Here is a 17,092-nt window from a genome sequence, read left to right as displayed (position 1 = left end):
ATCGACGGGCTGCGATCAGCCCGTCAAAAACCACCATCCATGATGAATATGAGATGTTTTATAAAATTGCAGTTCCATCTTGCCCACGCCGCATGTCATTACGATGACAGCGGTGTAGTGATTTCATTAATGCTGGCGCGGAATAGGAAAACCTTTTAGCGAAATAATAAAGCCATCGTCATCTTTTTTAATTTTTGCGCCGGTTTCACACCAGTCGGAAGCAATGCGAAAAAACTCATCACTACCGATATTCCAGTTCAGGCGCACGTGCTTAACGTACCCGGAACGCAGCAGATCACAGGCTTCACTGTAACTGCTGGCTGTAGAGAATTGTTGTTTCATCTTTTCTTCTTCAGAAGTTTTCGTAATGCTTTGATTTCTTTAGGGGTTAACGGCGACGCTTCCTCTTCGGTATGCTGGTTATCAATATCCTCATGCGAAACCCCCGCCTCGTCTGCTGAATCAATGGCCGCAAGCGCCAATTGCAGCAGCTTCTCCGTAGCCGTGCCTAAATTCTCGTTATTCACTTCCGCATAATGACGCAGTTTATCTTTTAACTCTGCGTCAATTTTCACATTCAGAACTACTGTGGTCATGATCACGCTTCCCGTGCAATAAAATCATCATAATTAATACACGAAGTTAACATCTTGATCCAGAGATATTATTTATCCTTAATAATATCTGGTAATTCCAGGAAATAATTTGCCCATTATATATGACATGAAGATGACATTAGTATGTCATTATTATTTCACATTTATGACAATGCAAAATTAAGGAATGAAAAAGAGTCGTTTTAATCACGTAAAACAATAAATGAGGTGAAGCTGCCTATAATGGTAGCAGAGAATAAAAGCACATCAAATGAAGGGAAATTAAATCAGGACCGCCAGAATTGGGTGGGGGCCCTGCCAGCTACATCCCGGCACACACGTCGTCTGCTCTGGCTGCTTCCTTCCGGACCTGACCTGGTAAACAGAGTAGCGTTGCGGGAGAACCAACAGAGCCCCCATTGAGAGCGTTGATAACCAACGCGCTGGCGCATTATCCCTATAGCACTCCTGAATTGCAAGCCACTCGCGCCCAGCTGCTGGTTTATTACGCAAAACGTTGGATTTCACAGCAAATAGTGCCTTCACAAGGCCATACGTCCCAGCAATGAAAAAGATTGCGAGCCCCATCGCGGCACACTTTACCGCAACCCGCCATACTTATTCGTCCTGTATCTTTTCAACGTGTAGCCGCTACGGTAATCGCATGACTCAATCGCCACGCCCCACCACCACCTTGCCCATGCCCGCCATTGATGGCGTAACCGTACCCTTTCACGGCATGAATTTTCTACGCCCCGAGCTGCTGCTGGATTTCGTCAGCGTCAGTCCCGCGCCGTTGTTATCAGTGACCCCCGTCGCCCTGCTCTTTTCCACGGTGGGCGTGTTGCAACACGTCGAGCTGCGTAAGCTGCCCGTTGAGGTCAAAGGCAAGGTGGTTTATCCCATTTCATCACTCAAATACCCGACGCTGCGCGGCAAACTGATTATCAATGCGCAATCACAGCGGCTGAAATTTCTTGAAAGCCTGATCGCTACCAGCCCGCATGACAATATTCACGGTATGCAGATCCTCGGGCTGGCGCTGGAATTCACCGTCCTTTGACGGCTGTACAGCACGCGGGCTAGCGCTTATTCTGGGCTTTTCTCGCGCGAAGGAGTGATGATGGAGGACGCCCACGACAGCTTTCCCCAGCGGGTCTGGCAGATAGTCGCCTCAATTCCAGAGGGGTATGTCACCACCTATGGCGATGTCGCTCTGCTGGCGGGTTCACCGCGCGCGGCGCGTCAGGTGGGCGGCGTGTTAAAGCGCCTGCCGGAAGGCTCAACCCTGCCATGGCACCGGGTGGTGAATCGCCACGGCGATATTTCGCTGACCGGCCCCGACCTTCAGCGCCAACGCCAGGCGCTGCTGGCGGAAGGCGTCCAGGTCTCCGGCAGCGGTCATATCGACCTGCAACGCTATCGCTGGGTATATTAAGGGCAAAAAAATGCCCCTGAACAGGGGCATGAAGACGTTTATTGCGCCATCGGCGCCATATCGTTAGCCACCGGCACTGGCGCATGCTGCACCGGCACCAGCACCAGATCGGCACGATTACCGCCCTGGGTTACCACGGTCTGCACGGTATCGGTGATAAACATCAACTGGCCATTTACGGTAATCGCCGAACTCAGCAGGATCCGCGCGTTCGGTTTGATATCCGCCTGGTTGTAAGGCAGCACAAAGTTGAACGGCGCCTGCTTACCTTCAGTACGGACCGCTTTTTGTGACAATACGCGCGCTGGCGCATCGGCAAGCGACGCATCGGACAGCGTCACGGTCAGTACCGCATCCGGCGGTAACGCTACGCGTTGGCGAATATTGATAGTCCCGGAAACATTAGGCTGTTGCTGCGAGGAGCTCAGTGAGGCAATGCCGTAAGGATCGGGTGCCGTCGTCTGATGAGCGGCGTTGCTGTTCGGGTTATTCGCACAGGCGGATAAGGCCGCAGCAACGGCGATAGCACTTAACATATAGGCAAATTTCATTATGTTCTCCTTTTCATCCCTTTAGTCACAGGAGTACGTCCTGCCATCACGATGGCTAAGACATTAGTATCGTGAATAAGTGTGGCACAGATCTCAGAATAATTCCCGGAAAGGGGCATTTATTCAGATTATTACACCCATCGGACCACTTGAGATTCCAGGTTATACTTGCCCACAATACGCGCTGCGTCAGCGCCGCTATCATTAATTGAGGGTAACTATGAGTCAGGCTCTAACCAATCTGCTGGCATTATTAAATCTGGAAAAAATTGAAGAAGGGCTGTTTCGCGGGCAGAGCGAAGACCTCGGCTTACGTCAGGTCTTCGGCGGCCAGGTGGTCGGTCAGGCGCTGTATGCCGCCAAAGAAACCGTGCCTGAGGAACGCCTGATTCACTCCTTTCATAGTTACTTCCTGCGTCCTGGCGATAGCCAGAAACCTATCGTTTATGATGTTGAAGTACTACGAGACGGCAACAGCTTCAGCGCTCGCCGGGTGGCGGCTATCCAGCACGGTAAACCCATCTTTTACATGACCGCCTCGTTCCAGGCGCCGGAACCGGGCTACGAACATCAAAAAGCAATGCCGTCAGCGCCTTCACCGGAAGGCCTGCCCTCTGAAACCGATATCGCTCGTAAGCTGGCGCATCTGCTGCCGCCACAGGCGAAAGAGAAGTTTCTCAGCGACAAACCGCTGGAAATTCGCCCGGTTGAGTTCCATAACCCGCTAAAAGGCCACGTTGCCGAACCCACCCGCCAGGTGTGGATCCGCGCCAACGGCGTAGTACCGGATGATATTCGCGTCCATCAGTCGCTGCTGGGCTACGCGTCTGATTTTAATTTCCTGCCGGTGGCGCTGCAGCCGCACGGCGTCGGCTTCCTTGAGCCTGGTATGCAGGTCGCCACCATCGACCACTCAATGTGGTTCCACCGCCCGTTTAACATCAACGAATGGCTGCTGTACAGCGTCGAAAGCACTTCCGCCTCCAGCGCCCGTGGCTTTGTTCGCGGCGAATTCTATACCCAGGACGGTATTCTGGTCGCCTCGACGGTGCAGGAAGGTGTCATGCGTAACCGCAATAACTAATTCGCGACGGGCCCACGGCGGGCCCGCTCGCCCCCTAACGGCCAAGCAGTTCGCGAACATCGGCAATAAAATCCCCCAAAAGTCCGTTGCGACTCTGCCGCCGCCAGCACAACGTGAGCGTCGTTACGGCAAAGGTCTCTTCCAGCAGGCAATAACTGACTTCCGACACCAGCATGGCGCTTTGCGTCTCGGGCACCAACGTCACCCCCATCCCCATCGATACCTGGCCAATCGCCGTGGAGACATCGCGCGTGTACTGAATCTTACGGGGCGTAAAACCCGCCTGCCGACAGGCGCTGATGGCTGACCACCCCAATCCGACGCCGCTGGGATCCTGCTGAATGAAAAACGTCTCTTCCGCCAGCGCCGCAAGTGGAATAGCGCGCCGGCTGGCGAGCGCATGATGGCGAGGCACCACCGCTACCAGCGGCCGGGTCGCAATATCCAGCGACTCCAGTTCATCATATTGCGCGCCTGGCGAGCGGATAAACGCCAGGTCGACCGTTTCGCTTAAGAGCCCGGTTATCAGGTCGTTAACGTTATGCTCTTCAATCAGCAGATCGGCTTCGGGTTTACGTTGACGATAATTTCCAATTAACACGCTCAACGCCGGGTCGAAAATAGCAGAGCCAACGTAGCCAATTTTCAACTGCCCTTTGCGCCCCTGCCGCAAACTGCGCGCATTCTCGCGAAATTTATCGCAGTGGCCGAGGATCATCCGCGCCTCGGCCAGCAAAAATTGCCCCTCGGCGGTCAGCGCGACGTTGCGTCGATCGCGGGTAAATAGCCGCAATTCCAGCGCGTTCTCAAAACTTTTAATCTGCTGCGTCAGCGCCGGTTGCGTGATATGCAGACGCTGCGCCGCCCGGCCAAAGTGCAACTCTTCCGCCAGCACCGTAAATGCCTGTAGTTGTCGATAATCCATCACGTCCTCCCGAAAACACTGATAATAATCTCTTATTAAAATAAGGGGAAATGTGATTGGACTCTTATCGGTATCTGGTGAGAATGAATAGCCATTGCCAGAAACCTGAAGGAAGTATGATGTCTGAACAACAAAAAGTAACCGATCTGCGTTCTGCTTTGGCGCTACTAAGCCAGTACGATGATGAACTTATCTACACCGACGAACCCGTTGACCCCATTGCCGAGCTCTCCGGGGTGTACCGCTATGTCGGCGCCCACGGAACCGTACAGCGCCCGACCCGCGTTGGCCCGGCGATGATCTTTAATAAGGTCAAAGGCTACGATGATGTCAGAGTGCTTATTGGCCTGCTGTGTTCACGCCAGCGCGTCGCTCGTCTGTTTGGCACCACGCCGGAAAATCTGGCGTTTATGCTCAAAGACTCCGTGGCGAATCCTATCGCCCCAATCACCATCCCTCGCGACCAGGCGGCCTGCCAGGAGGTGGTACATCTGGCAAGCGATCCTGATTTCGATATTCTCAAAATTTTGCCGGCGCCGACCAACACCCCGGAAGACGCCGGCCCCTACTTTACCCTCGGCATGTGCTACGCCGCGGATCCGGAAACCGGCGATCATGACGTCACCATCCACCGCCTGTGCGTACAGAGCAAAGACGAAATCTCGATGTATTTCGTACCAGGACGTCATCTCGATACTTTCCGGCAAAAAGCCGAGGCGGCCGGGAAAGCGTTGCCTATCTCGATTAGCATCGGCGTGGATCCGGCGATTGAAATTGGCGCCTGCTTTGAGCCGCCGACCACTCCTCTCGGGTTTGATGAGCTCTCCATCGCCGGCGCTCTGCGTAATCAGGCCGTCGAGCTCAGCGAATGCGTGAGCGTCAACGCCCGCGCCATCGCCAATGCCGAAATCGTTATTGAAGGTGAACTACTGCCGGGCGTGCGGGTACGCGAAGATCAGAATACCAACAGCGGGAAAGCGATGCCGGAGTTCCCAGGCTACACCGGTAGCGCTCAGGCGGAAGTGCCGGTGATTAAAGTCAAAGCGATTACCCACCGCCGCCACCCGATTCTGCAAACCTGTATCGGGCCGAGCGATGAGCATACCAATCTTGCCGGGATCCCGACCGAAGCCAGCATTCTGCAAATGGTAGAGCGCGCACTTCCAGGCTTTGTGCAAAACGTCCACTGCCCCTCTCCGGGCACCGGTAAATATCTCGCCGTGCTGCAGGTGAAGAAACGCACCCCCAGCGATGAGGGCCGTCAGCGCCAGGCCGCGCTATTGGCGTTTTCCGCTTTCTCGGAGCTGAAGCACGTGATGCTGGTCGATGAAGACGTCGACGTTTTCGACATCAACGACGTGATGTGGGCGATGACCACCCGCTATCAGGGCGATGTCAGCACCGTGTTTATCCCCGGCGTGCGCTGTCATCCGCTGGATCCGTCATCCGACCCGGCCTTCAGCCCATCGATTCGCGATAACGGTATTGCCTGTAAAACCATTTTCGACTGCACCGTCCCGTGGAATATGAAAGCCCACTTCCAGCGCAGCCAGTTTATGGAAGTGGATGTTGACCGCTTTATCCCTGGCTTCAGTAAGAAATAAATTCCACGCAAAGAAAAAGCCTCCCATGCGGGAGGCTTTGACGCTTATGGAGATTGCTCAATACATCAGGCGTTGTAGGCGTTTTCGCCGTGGCTGTTGACGTCCAGCCCTTCGCGCTCCTGCTCTTCCGGTACCCGCAGGCCGACGGTCATCGCCGCCACTTTGAAGCCGATCCAGGCGACGACGGCGGACCACACCACGGTAATACCGATACTTTCCAGCTGTACCAGCAACTGATGCCCCATCGTTACGCCTTCCGCATAGCCGACGCCGCCAAGGGTGGTAGAGGCGAAGATGCCGGTCAGGATACAACCGATGATACCGCACACGCCGTGAACGCCAAACACATCGCATGGGTCATCGACGCGCAGCCAGCGCTTCAGCACCGTGACGCCCCACAGCCCGGCCAGTCCGGCGATGATACCGATAATCAGCGAGCCGCCAACGCCAACATAACCGCACGCCGGAGTAATGCCGACCAGACCGGCAATCGCGCCGGAGCAGGCGCCCAGCAGCGAGGGTTTGCCGCGGGTGGCCCATTCGCCGAAGGTCCAGGCCAGAATCGCGCCAGCGGTCGCCACGACGGTATTAACGAAGGCCAGGGCGGCAATTTCGTTGGCCGCGCTTGCGGAACCGGCGTTAAAGCCGAACCAGCCGACATACAGAATCGCCGTACCGGTAAAGACCATCGGCAGGTTATGCGGTTTAAACGCTTCTTTGCCAAAGCCCACGCGTTTGCCCATCATATACGCGCCCACCAGCCCCGCCACCGCGGCGTTGATGTGTACGACGGTACCACCGGCGAAGTCCAGCGCGCCATGGGTCGCCAGCAAACCGCCGCCCCACACCATATGCGCAATCGGTACGTAGGAAAGCGTTAACCATACCACCACGAAAATCAGTACCGCGGAGAAACGAATACGTTCCGCCAGCGCGCCGACGATCAGGCCTACGGTGATACAGGCGAAAGAGCCCTGGAAAGCGACGTGAATATATTGATAGAACGAGCCCATCAGCGCTTTCAGTTCAATATTCTTCAGCATCACCCAGTCGAAACTGCCGAAGAAGCTACCGCCGCTACCGAAGGCAAGCGTATAGCCATAGATAACCCACAGCACGCAAACCAGGCCAAAAGTCACAATGACCTGAGTGAGCATTGAGAGCACGTTTTTACCGCGAATCAGGCCGCCGTAGAACAACGCAATGCCGGGGATTGTCATAAACAGCACCAGCGCGGTGCAAATCATCATAAAAGCGTTGTCGGCTTTATCCGCCACCGCCGGTTCAGCCGCCAGCGCCAGTCCCGGAAGCAGCGCCAGCGCTCCCAGAGCCGTTTTCATCGTCGTTCTCATCATCTCTTCATCCCCATCGCTGTGTGGTCAGGCAATTACAGTGCCGCTTCGTCGGATTCGCCGGTACGAATACGAATCACGCGCTGCAGTTCGGCGACAAAAATTTTGCCGTCGCCAATTTTTCCGGTCCAGGCGGCCTTGCCTATCACCTCGACAACCTCATCCAGCTGATCGTCGGCAATCGCAATATCAATTTTTACTTTTGGCAGGAAATTGACGCTGTATTCGGCGCCGCGATAGAGCTCGGCGTGGCCTTTCTGGCGGCCGAAGCCTTTCACTTCCGTGACCGTCAGGCCCTGAATGCCGATGGAGGACAACGCTTCGCGAACGTCTTCCAGTTTGAATGGTTTGATTACCACGGTAACCAGCTTCATAAATCCCCTCCAGTCAGTATTTGATAGTGGCCGCAGCTAACACAGGAGATAAAGCAAGGGATATGCCAAAAATGAAAACGGGCCGTGAATCGGCCCGTTTATGGAGAAAAAAACGCGAGGATGTTACTGGCAAGACGGCAAATGGCCGCTAATGCGCAAAAATGCACCAATACGGTGCACACTCAGTGAGCAAGTTGCACCACTTCACGTCACCCCTGCCCCCATGCCTGCTGATGGTGCATCAGGCGCTCAGTGACTCCTCCTCAACGCTGGCGGCTAGCTCTTCGCCAGCCAGCTGTAGCTGGTACATCTGCCAGTAGCGGCCCTTCGCCGCCAGCAATTGCTGATGGTTCCCGCGTTCGACGGCCTGGCCACGATGCAACACCAGGATTGTATCAGCCTCGACGATAGTCGACAGACGGTGGGCGATGACCACCAGCGTGGTGTGCTCGCGCACTTTCGCCAGCGCCTGCTGGATAGCCTGCTCGGTACCGGAGTCGATGTTCGCTGTCGCTTCATCGAGGATCAGCACCTGCGGCGTCTCGACCAGCACACGGGCCAGCGCCAACAGCTGTTTCTGTCCCACCGATAGGTTATTGCCCTGCTCGCCCAGTTGGGTATAAATTCCGTCGCTCATTTCACGGGCAAGGTCAGCGAGCTGCACCGCTTCCAGCGCTTCCCAGACCTGCTGCTCGCTGATATCGCGGCCCAGCGTCACGTTGGCATAGAAGGTATCGGCTAATACCACCGGATCCTGTTGCACCATCGCGACGCCCCGACGTAAAGCGCTGTGGCTTAACGACGATAGCGGGCGACCATCGAGGCGAATTTCGCCTTTAGTCAACGGGTAGTAGCCCATCATCAGGCTGGCCAGCGTGCTCTTGCCGCTACCGGTATGGCCAACCAGCGCCACAAAACCGCGCGAAGGAATATCCAGATTGATATCCTGCAGCACCAGCCGATCGTCGCGATAGGCAAAAGAGACGTTATCAATCGCCACCGCGCCGCTGCGTAACGGCGCGCTATCGTTACCCCAGCTCTGGCGTGGACGGTCCATCAGCTCAAACACGCGTTCGCCCGCCACCACCGCTTGCTGCAGCATCGACTGCTGAGTGGTGAGTTCGATCAGCGGTTCGTTAAGCCGCCCGAGGTAGCTAATAAAGGCATATAACACGCCGACTTCGATACTTCCGGAAGCGCTAAAACCAAACAGCATCAGCAGGCCGCAGAGGATCAGCGATGAAAACAGACTTAACAGCGGGCGCAGCAGGAAACCATCCAGACGCAGCGTCTGCATGCGCGCCAGATAGTGGCCGTAACTGGCTTCACGCATTCGCTCGCCGAATCGCGCCTGCTGGCGGAATTGCTGAATAACGCCCATACCGTTGATCACTTCGTTGAAGCCATCATTGATATCGGCAAGCCATGCGCGCATGCGACGCACGATCGGCGTGCTGTAACGCTGATAGATAGCCATCACGATCAGCACCGCCGGGAAGATAGCCACCGCCACCAGCGCCATTCGCCAGTCGAGACTAAACATCGCCACCAGCATCGCGCCAATCAGCGCCGCGCTGCGCAGCACCGTCGCCACGACCGTCACGTACAGGTCGCGGATCACTTCGGTATCGTTGGTAACGCGTGATATCAACTGGCCGACGGGTTGCGTATCAAACTCGCTTAACGGCTGACGCAGCGCGGCATCCATCACATCGCTGCGCAACTGCTGCACCACGCCGACCGCCGCCCGGTTAAACAGCAGCGCCTGGTTATAGTGCAGCGTAGCGGCAAGGATCTGCAGGCAGATATAGGCCGCCGCCAGGCCGCTGACCAGCTTCACCGGTAGCGACTGTTTCGCCACCATGTTATCAATGAAATAGCTTATCAGCAGCGGGCCGCTGACTTCCGCCGCCGCCGCTATCCACATCATGATAACCGCAATGATAAGCGGCTTACGCCACGGCGAACCGTAGGCCAGCAGACGTTTCAGGGTCGGCCAGAGATCGGCGAAATTACGCATCTGTCGCCTCCTCATCCTGCGGCGCATCGTCGAGCGCCGCTTCCAGTTGCTGATAGCGGTACATGTCGCGATACCATCCCGACTGGGCGGCAAGCTGCTCATGGCGTCCGCGCTGGGCAATATGGCCGTGTTGCAGAACCAAAATTTCACTGGCTTCCGTTAATGCTGAAAGGCGGTGGGCGCTGATAATCACCGTCCGCCCTTCCCCCCACTGCCGCAGGTTATGCAAAATATCATGCTCCGTCCGCCCATCAACCGCCGACAGCGCGTCATCAAGGATCAGGATTTCCGCCTCCAGCAGCAGCGCTCGGGCAATAGAAATACGTTGTTTCTGACCGCCTGAGAGCATGACGCCGCGCTCGCCGACTTCCGTTTCATAGCCCTGCGGCAGGCGCAGAATATCATCATGAACGCTGGCCAGCCGCGCGACGTGCTCGATTTGTTCCCGCGTCGCGTCCGGTTTACCCAAGGCAATGTTATTGGCCACGGTATCGGAGAACAGGAATGGGGTTTGATTGACCACCGCCAGCCGCCCGCGCCAGCTATCAAGCTGCAGGCAGGACAGCGGAATATCATGGAAACGGATCTCACCCTCGGTAACATCAAAATGGCGCTGAATAAGGGATAGAATGGTACTTTTCCCGGCTCCCGTCGGGCCGCAGATACCGAGCATTTGCCCCGGCTGCAGGGTGAAGTTAACCTTCTCCAGCGACGCTTTCGTCGCCTGCGGATAGATGAATTCGCGCACCGCCACGTTTAGCGAACCGCGCCCCTCCGGCACCGTTTCGCTACCATCGTTGACCACCGGCGCTTCTTCCAGCATCGAACGAATACGTCCATAGGCGGCGCTACCGCGCTCAACGATGTTAAACATCCACGCCAGCGCCAGCATTGGCCAAATCATCAGCCCGAGGTACATGACGAAACTGGTTAACTGACCAAGGGTCAGCTCGCCCTGCAACACCAGCCAGCTACCGCCGCCGATTGCCAGCAGGTTAGCGGCACCGATAGCAATATAAATTGTCGGGTCGAAACGGGCATCAATACGCGCGACCCGCATGTTCTTCGCTCCGGTATCCGCCGCATCGGCGGCAAACTGCGCCGACTGGCGGTCCTCAAGGCCGAACGCTTTAATCATCCGTATGCTGGTCAGGCTTTCCTGCGTGCGGTCGTTGAGGCTGGAAAAAGCCGCCTGCGCCACGCGGAAACGCTCATGCAGGGCATCGCCATTACGCTTGATCGCCAGCGCCATAAACGGCATCGGCACCAGCGCCAGCAGCGTTAACTGCCAGCTGATTTGCGTCGACATCACAATCAGTACCGCACAGCCCATCACCAATGAATCCACCAGCGTCAGGACGCCCTCGCCGGCGGCGAAGACGACGCGGTCAACATCGTTAGTCGCGCGGGCAATGAGATCGCCGGTACGGTGACGCAGATAAAAGGCCGGATGCTGGCGGCTGAGCTGGCGGTAGAAGTCTTCACGCAGTTCAACGGCCAATTGATAAGAGGCGCCGAAGAGCAGCACGCGCCAGACATAGCGCAGTAGATAAATCATCACCGCGATAACCACCAGCGCGCCGATCCACATCCACACCTGCTCTGCGGTGTAATGTTCTTTAGTCACGCCATCGACCACAATCCCCACCACTTTCGGCGGGATTAGCTGGAGTACGGCAATAACGGCAAGCAGAGCGACGGCGCCGAGATAGCGGCGCCACTCCCGGCGAAAGTACCAGCTAAGTTGAGCAAATAATCGCAAACGGTAAAATCCTGAATGTATAATTCGTGGCGGCAAAAAGCCGTTAATCAATAGGCAAGGCCGTGGTGTATTTTATCTGTTCCATGGCAAAACTCGAAGTGACATCCGACAGCCCCGGCACGCTGTTCACCAGACGTTTATAAAAGTCGTCATAGCGCTTCATATCCGCGACCTGCACCCTTAGCAGGTAGTCGTACTCTCCAGCCATACGCCAGAAACCCAGCACTTCCGCCATTTGCGACACTTCGCTGACAAAACGGCAGTACCAGTCACTGCTGTGGTGCTGGGTTTTTATCAACACAAAGGCGGTTAACCCGAGCCCCAGCTTTTCCGCATCCAGGATGGCCACGCGCTCGCGCAGGATGCCTTCGTCCTCAAGACGCTTGAGCCGTTTCCAGCAGGGCGTGGTGGTCAGATTAACGGCATCCGCCAGCGCCTGCAAAGAGAGGGTGCAGTCAGTTTGCAGCAATGAGAGCAGCTTACGGTCAATTTTATCTAGCATAAGGCCACCAGAGAGAATAATTTACTCCCGTAATTGTAATTGAAAGGCCAAATAGCAACAATTTTTCCCGCACAATCCGCTAAGCTGGGCACAAAATGACAAACAGGAATCCGAGATGAACAGCGCCTGGGTAAAACATGCCATTAGTGAAATTAACGCCGACTATCAGCGTTCCGCCGATACACACCTGATCCGCCTGGCGCTGCCTGGTTTTCCGGGGATCCCTATTTATCTGAAGGATGAAAGTACGCATCCAACCGGTAGCCTTAAGCACCGTCTGGCGCGCTCGCTGTTTCTCTATGGCCTGTGCAACGGATGGATCAAAGAAGGCACCACGATTATCGAATCGTCTTCGGGTTCGACGGCGGTCTCAGAAGCCTATTTTGCTCGCCTGCTGGGCCTGCCGTTTATTGCCGTGATGCCCTCCTGCACGGCGAAACGTAAAATCGAACAGATTGAATTTTATGGCGGACGCTGTCATTTCGTCGACAACGCCTGCGAAATCTACGCCGCTTCTGAAATGCTGGCGCGCGAGTTGAATGGCCACTATATGGATCAGTTCACCTTCGCCGAGCGCGCCACCGACTGGCGCGGCAATAACAATATCGCCGACAGCATTTTCCGCCAGATGACCCACGAGCCTTACCCGCAGCCGTCGTGGATCGTCATGAGCGCCGGTACCGGCGGTACTTCTGCGACCATCGGCCGCTATATTCGCTGCCAGGGCTACGAAACGCAACTGATGGTCGTCGACCCGCAGAATTCGGTGTTCCTCGATTACTGGCAAAGCCGCGACGCCAGCCTGCGCAGCCCGGTCGGCAGCAAGATCGAAGGGATTGGCCGTCCGCGCGTCGAGCCATCGTTTATTCCCGACGTCGTCGATGAGATGCTGCGCGTTCCGGATGCCGCCAGCGTCGCTACCGCCTTGTGGCTGGAAACGCAGCTTGGAAGAAAAGTCGGCGCCTCCACCGGTACCAATATGTGGGGCGTACTGCAGCTGGCCGCACGGATGCGCGATGAAGGACGCAAGGGTTCCATCGTTACCCTGTTGTGCGACAGCGGCGAACGTTACCTCGAAAGCTATTACAGCCCGCAGTGGGTCGCGGCGAATATCGGCGATATTACCCCATGGCAGACGCAGATTATGCAACTGAGCGGCGCACAATAAAAAAAGCCGGATAGAACGCTATCCGGCTTGCTGGTAGGGTCTCTCTATTCGGGGGAATAAGGAAGATCAGGATTATCCAGCCAATGTGTTAAAAAATGAGAAACAGCCTGATGACGGCAGTCGCCGATGATCGGTAGATGCGGCAGTTCAGCTTTGAGCTGCGGCATCGCGTTGCCCATAATGAACCCTCGCCCTACGCTACCGAGCATCTCGCGATCGTTCATTGCATCACCAAATGCCATGCAATCCTGCAACGTAAAACCTAAGTGCTGGCTCAGCACCGCCAGCGCGGCCCCTTTATTACAGCCGACCGGCAGCACCTCCAGACAATCCATCGCCGAGAAACAAAGAAACGCGCGATCGCCTAGCGCTTCATTTAGCTGGATCCGCAGACGGCGCAGATCGTCATGATCGCCGCAGAAACAGATCTTGGTGACGTGATGCGCCGGCATCCGTTTCGGATCGCGCAGTTGATAATGAAAGCCGCTGAAGGCGTGAGCCCGGAGCAGTTCCGGCCTTGCCTGGCCGGTAAACCAGCCGCCATCATTGAAAACGTGCATACTCGCCTGAGTATCCCACACGCTGTGCAGCACCTCTTCCGCCACTTCCGGATTTAGATCCTGGCGATACAGCTCTTCACCTTCCAGTGAATGGATGCGCGTGCCGTTACCGGTAATCAGAAAAGCATCAAGGGAAAACTCGCCGATCACATGGTGCATTTCCAGAGCATGGCGACCGGTGGCAAAGGTCAGGGCGATATCGCGTTCACGCAGCCGTCTCAGCGCCGTCAGAGTCTGTTCTCCGAGACGATGGTCCGGCATCAGCAGGGTGCCGTCCATATCAAATGCCGCTAATTTTGCCATGGTATTTTCCCCGATGTGTGATGGGTTTCGCTTGTGTTGCAGTATCGCCTGAGATATACGGAAGTAATAGTGAATAGATATTTTTTATTGTTCCGGGTTTTCGGCAAATGAGATTATTAAACCGATTAAATCAATACCAGCGGCTATGGCTGCCGTCGTCCGGCGCACCGCAGCAGGTGACCGTGGGCGAGTTGGCTGAACGCTGCTTTTGCAGCGAGCGTCATATCCGTACGCTGCTGCGTCAGGCTCAGGAGGCCGGTTGGTTAAGCTGGCAGGCCAGCTCCGGGCGCGGTAAGCGCGGGCAACTCAGTTTCCACAAGACCCCGGAAAGCCTGCGTAACGAAATGATGGAACAGGCGCTGAATAAGGGTCAGCAGCAAAACGCGCTGGAGCTGGCGCAACTGGCGCCGGTTGAGCTGAAAGCGTTGTTGCACCCCTTCCTCGGCGGACAGTGGCAAAACAATACCCCGACACTGCGTATTCCCTACTATCGTCCACTGGAACCGCTGCGCCCCGGTTTTCTCCCCGGGCGTGCGGAACAACATTTGGCCGGGCAGATCTATTCCGGCCTGACGCGTTTTGACGATAGCGACAGTACGCCGGTGGGCGATCTGGCGCACCACTGGCAGGTATCACCCGATGGACTGCGCTGGCACTTTTATATCCGCTCTACCCTGTGCTGGCATAACGGCGATACCGTGGAAACCTCACAGCTGCGGCAAAGACTACTGTTGCTACTGGAACTGCCGGCTCTCCGCACCCTTTTTGCCAGCATTAGCCGCATCGATGTCACCCACGCCCAATGTTTGACGATTACGCTGCATCGCCCGGACTACTGGCTACCGTTCCGTTTAGCCAGCTACTGCAGCGTGCTGGCGCATCCTGACGATCCGGCGCTCGGTAGCGGTCCGTTCCGAATAAAGCTTTTTGGCCCGGATCTGGTCCGGCTGGAGAACCATCCCCGCTACCATTTACAGCATCCGCTGATCCAGGCGGTAGAATATTGGATCACGCCGCAGCTATTCGAAAGCGATCTCGGCACCAGCTGTCGCCATCCAGTACAGATCACCATCGGCGATCCAGAAGAGCTCAATAATTTGCGCCAGGTGAGCAATAGCATCAGCCTCGGCTTCTGCTATTTGACCCTGCGTCAGAGTCCACGTCTCAGTAAAGCGCAGGCCCAGCGGCTGATTTCGATTATCCACCGCTCGTCGTTGCTGGAAACGCTACCGCTGGATGAAGATCTGATCACGCCGAGCCATGAGGTGCTGCCCGGCTGGTCCATTCCTCAGGGCCCGGAAAACCATGAGGTGCCGCTGCCGCCCCAGCTCACCCTGCTCTATCATTTGCCGGTCGAATTACACACTATGGCTGAGCAGCTCAAACAGCGCCTCGCCACTCTCGGCTGCGAACTGACGCTCATTTTTCACGACGCCAAAAATTGGGACGGCTGCCGATACCTGGCGCAGGCCGATATGATGATGGGCGACCGGCTGATTGGCGAAGCGCCGGAATATACCCTTGAACAGTGGCTGCGCTGCGACACGCTGTGGCCCCATTTGCTGAGCGGGGCGCAATATGCGCACCTGCAGGCTACGTTAGATGCCGTGCAGGCGCAGCCCGAAGCGCGTAGCCGCAACGATGCCCTGCGCAACGTCTTCAATACGCTGATGGATGACGCCATCATGACGCCGTTATTCAAATACAATTACCGCATCAGCGCGCCGCCGGGGGTTAACGGCCTGCGCCTTAATGCCAGAGGTTGGTTCGACTTTACCAGCGCCTGGCTACCGGCATCGTCGACGTGAGAGAGCTGGTCGCCGCGAGCGTCTGACGGTACCATATGGCTCTCACTTATTTAGTCAGGAATTGCCATGAAACGCGCCGTAATTGTCTTCAGCGGAGGACAAGACTCAACAACCTGCCTGGTGCAGGCACTGGAACAGTATGATGAAGTGCATTGCGTCACTTTTGATTATGGCCAACGCCACCGCGCCGAGATTGACGTGGCTCGCGAGCTGGCGCTAAAACTGGGCGCGGTGGCGCATAAAGTGCTGGACGTTACCCTGCTTAACGAACTGGCGGTGAGCAGCCTGACGCGCGATAGCATCCCGGTACCGGATTACGAGCCGGATGCCGATGGTATTCCGAATACCTTCGTTCCAGGTCGCAATATTCTGTTTTTAACCCTGACGGCGATCTACGCCTATCAGGTTAAGGCCGAAGCAATTATTACCGGCGTTTGCGAGACCGACTTCTCTGGTTACCCGGACTGCCGCGACGAATTTGTTAAAGCGCTGCACCATGCGGTTAGCCTTGGCATGGCGAAAGACATTCGCTTTGAAACGCCGCTGATGTGGCTCAACAAAGCCGAGACCTGGGCGCTGGCCGATTATTGGGGCCAGTTGGATCTGGTTCGCCGCGAAACGCTCACCTGCTATAACGGCATCAAGGGCGACGGCTGTGGCCATTGCGCGGCCTGCAACCTGCGCGCCAACGGCCTGAATCAGTATCTGGGCGATAAGGCCGGCGTGATGGCGGTCATGAAGCAAAAAACCGGTCTGGGCCAGGGGAACGAAGCCTGAGTTCAACGTCCCCGGTGGCACTTCGCTTACCGGGGCTACGGGTGCACCGCATCCCACCAGCCGGTAGCCCGGAAAAGGCGCGTCAGGCGCCGCCTCCGGGAATCGATTAGCACGAAGCTTCAGTTCAACGTCCCCGGTGGCGCTTCGCTTACCGGGGCTACGGGTTCACAGCGTCCCACCAGCCGGTAGCCCGGAAAAGGCGCGTCAGGCGCCGCCTCCGGGAATCGATTAGCACGAAGCTTCAGTTCAACGTCCCCGGTGGCGCTTC

At 56.4% G+C, this 17,092-nt stretch carries 17 protein-coding genes and 1 other RNA gene; 7 read left to right on the top strand and 11 right to left on the bottom strand.

Annotated features, from left to right (window positions below):
• Positions 1-126: 126 nt before the first annotated feature.
• The 3 genes from PGR29_RS07750 to ffs all read right to left on the bottom strand — a co-directional run bounded on the left by PGR29_RS07750 (position 127) and on the right by ffs (position 1,006).
• On the bottom strand, positions 127-342 hold the full coding sequence (locus PGR29_RS07750) for a hypothetical protein (protein ID WP_015367928.1): 216 nt from the start codon (positions 340-342) through the stop codon (positions 127-129).
• Positions 339-596 (bottom strand): hypothetical protein, encoded by a 258-nt coding sequence (locus PGR29_RS07745; RefSeq protein ID WP_015367929.1) that lies wholly within the window; start codon positions 594-596, stop codon positions 339-341. The genes PGR29_RS07750 and PGR29_RS07745 overlap by 4 nt, the downstream gene beginning before the upstream one ends.
• A gap of 313 nt (positions 597-909) precedes the next feature.
• Positions 910-1,006: signal recognition particle sRNA small type (gene ffs, locus PGR29_RS07740), an RNA gene on the bottom strand.
• Between the two features lie 254 nt (positions 1,007-1,260).
• Between ffs and PGR29_RS07735 the strand changes: the two genes are divergently transcribed.
• Together PGR29_RS07735 and PGR29_RS07730 are read left to right on the top strand one after the other, a co-directional pair.
• Positions 1,261-1,659 (top strand): hypothetical protein, encoded by a 399-nt coding sequence (locus tag PGR29_RS07735; protein ID WP_032705506.1) that lies wholly within the window; start codon positions 1,261-1,263, stop codon positions 1,657-1,659.
• 60 nt (positions 1,660-1,719) lie between these two features.
• A complete protein-coding gene (locus tag PGR29_RS07730) occupies positions 1,720-2,034 on the top strand; it encodes an MGMT family protein (protein ID WP_087860365.1) in 315 nt (104 codons plus the stop codon).
• A gap of 38 nt (positions 2,035-2,072) precedes the next feature.
• Here the strand turns inward: PGR29_RS07730 and PGR29_RS07725 are convergent, their stop codons facing one another.
• Complete coding sequence (locus tag PGR29_RS07725; protein ID WP_015367932.1) at positions 2,073-2,585, bottom strand: YbaY family lipoprotein; 513 nt, start codon at positions 2,583-2,585, stop codon at positions 2,073-2,075.
• Positions 2,586-2,805: 220 nt separating this feature from the next.
• Here PGR29_RS07725 and tesB point away from each other — a divergent pair, with 220 nt between their 5' ends.
• Positions 2,806-3,669 carry an acyl-CoA thioesterase II gene (tesB, locus tag PGR29_RS07720; protein ID WP_045366568.1) on the top strand — a complete coding sequence of 288 codons (864 nt, stop codon included), beginning with the start codon at positions 2,806-2,808 and terminating at the stop codon, positions 3,667-3,669.
• 34 nt (positions 3,670-3,703) lie between these two features.
• Here tesB and PGR29_RS07715 read toward each other — a convergent pair whose 3' ends face one another.
• The gene (locus PGR29_RS07715; RefSeq protein ID WP_087860367.1) at positions 3,704-4,594 is read right to left on the bottom strand and encodes a LysR substrate-binding domain-containing protein; all 891 of its coding nucleotides are present in this window, start codon (positions 4,592-4,594) and stop codon (positions 3,704-3,706) included.
• Between the two features lie 119 nt (positions 4,595-4,713).
• On the opposite strand from PGR29_RS07715, the gene PGR29_RS07710 reads away from it, so the two are divergent.
• Positions 4,714-6,198, top strand: a complete 1,485-nt coding sequence (locus tag PGR29_RS07710) for a UbiD family decarboxylase (RefSeq protein WP_087860368.1) — start codon at positions 4,714-4,716, stop codon at positions 6,196-6,198.
• A 65-nt stretch (positions 6,199-6,263) separates the two neighbouring features.
• On the opposite strand, the gene amtB is transcribed toward PGR29_RS07710, so the two are convergent.
• The 5 genes from amtB to PGR29_RS07685 form a co-directional block, all read right to left on the bottom strand.
• Positions 6,264-7,553 (bottom strand): ammonium transporter AmtB, encoded by a 1,290-nt coding sequence (amtB, locus tag PGR29_RS07705; RefSeq protein ID WP_020079462.1) that lies wholly within the window; start codon positions 7,551-7,553, stop codon positions 6,264-6,266.
• 32 nt (positions 7,554-7,585) lie between these two features.
• Positions 7,586-7,924, bottom strand: a complete 339-nt coding sequence (gene glnK, locus PGR29_RS07700; protein WP_015367937.1) for a P-II family nitrogen regulator — start codon at positions 7,922-7,924, stop codon at positions 7,586-7,588.
• 241 nt (positions 7,925-8,165) lie between these two features.
• Positions 8,166-9,944, bottom strand: coding sequence for a SmdB family multidrug efflux ABC transporter permease/ATP-binding protein (locus PGR29_RS07695; protein ID WP_047076842.1), 1,779 nt, complete (start codon positions 9,942-9,944; stop codon positions 8,166-8,168).
• Positions 9,937-11,706 (bottom strand): SmdA family multidrug ABC transporter permease/ATP-binding protein, encoded by a 1,770-nt coding sequence (locus tag PGR29_RS07690; RefSeq protein WP_213317111.1) that lies wholly within the window; start codon positions 11,704-11,706, stop codon positions 9,937-9,939. Before PGR29_RS07690 ends, PGR29_RS07695 begins: the two co-directional genes overlap by 8 nt.
• A 43-nt stretch (positions 11,707-11,749) precedes the next feature.
• On the bottom strand, positions 11,750-12,208 hold the full coding sequence (locus PGR29_RS07685) for an Lrp/AsnC family transcriptional regulator (RefSeq protein WP_015367940.1): 459 nt from the start codon (positions 12,206-12,208) through the stop codon (positions 11,750-11,752).
• Positions 12,209-12,323: 115 nt separating this feature from the next.
• Here PGR29_RS07685 and PGR29_RS07680 point away from each other — a divergent pair, with 115 nt between their 5' ends.
• Positions 12,324-13,376 carry a PLP-dependent cysteine synthase family protein gene (locus PGR29_RS07680; RefSeq protein WP_316424351.1) on the top strand — a complete coding sequence of 351 codons (1,053 nt, stop codon included), beginning with the start codon at positions 12,324-12,326 and terminating at the stop codon, positions 13,374-13,376.
• A 44-nt stretch (positions 13,377-13,420) separates the two neighbouring features.
• Here the strand turns inward: PGR29_RS07680 and cof are convergent, their stop codons facing one another.
• The gene (gene cof, locus PGR29_RS07675; RefSeq protein ID WP_213317109.1) at positions 13,421-14,239 is read right to left on the bottom strand and encodes an HMP-PP phosphatase; all 819 of its coding nucleotides are present in this window, start codon (positions 14,237-14,239) and stop codon (positions 13,421-13,423) included.
• A 107-nt stretch (positions 14,240-14,346) separates the two neighbouring features.
• Between cof and PGR29_RS07670 the strand changes: the two genes are divergently transcribed.
• A complete protein-coding gene (locus PGR29_RS07670) occupies positions 14,347-16,047 on the top strand; it encodes an SgrR family transcriptional regulator (protein ID WP_308959033.1) in 1,701 nt (566 codons plus the stop codon).
• 66 nt (positions 16,048-16,113) lie between these two features.
• Positions 16,114-16,824: a 7-cyano-7-deazaguanine synthase QueC gene (gene queC, locus PGR29_RS07665; RefSeq protein ID WP_316424349.1), complete on the top strand. Its 711-nt coding sequence runs from the start codon at positions 16,114-16,116 to the stop codon at positions 16,822-16,824.
• Positions 16,825-17,092 lie beyond the last annotated feature (268 nt).

It is taken from the genome of Klebsiella sp. 141203, from assembly GCF_032601985.1.
Classification (GTDB): domain Bacteria; phylum Pseudomonadota; class Gammaproteobacteria; order Enterobacterales; family Enterobacteriaceae; genus Klebsiella; species Klebsiella aerogenes.
This window is presented reverse-complemented; position numbering and strand designations above follow the sequence as displayed.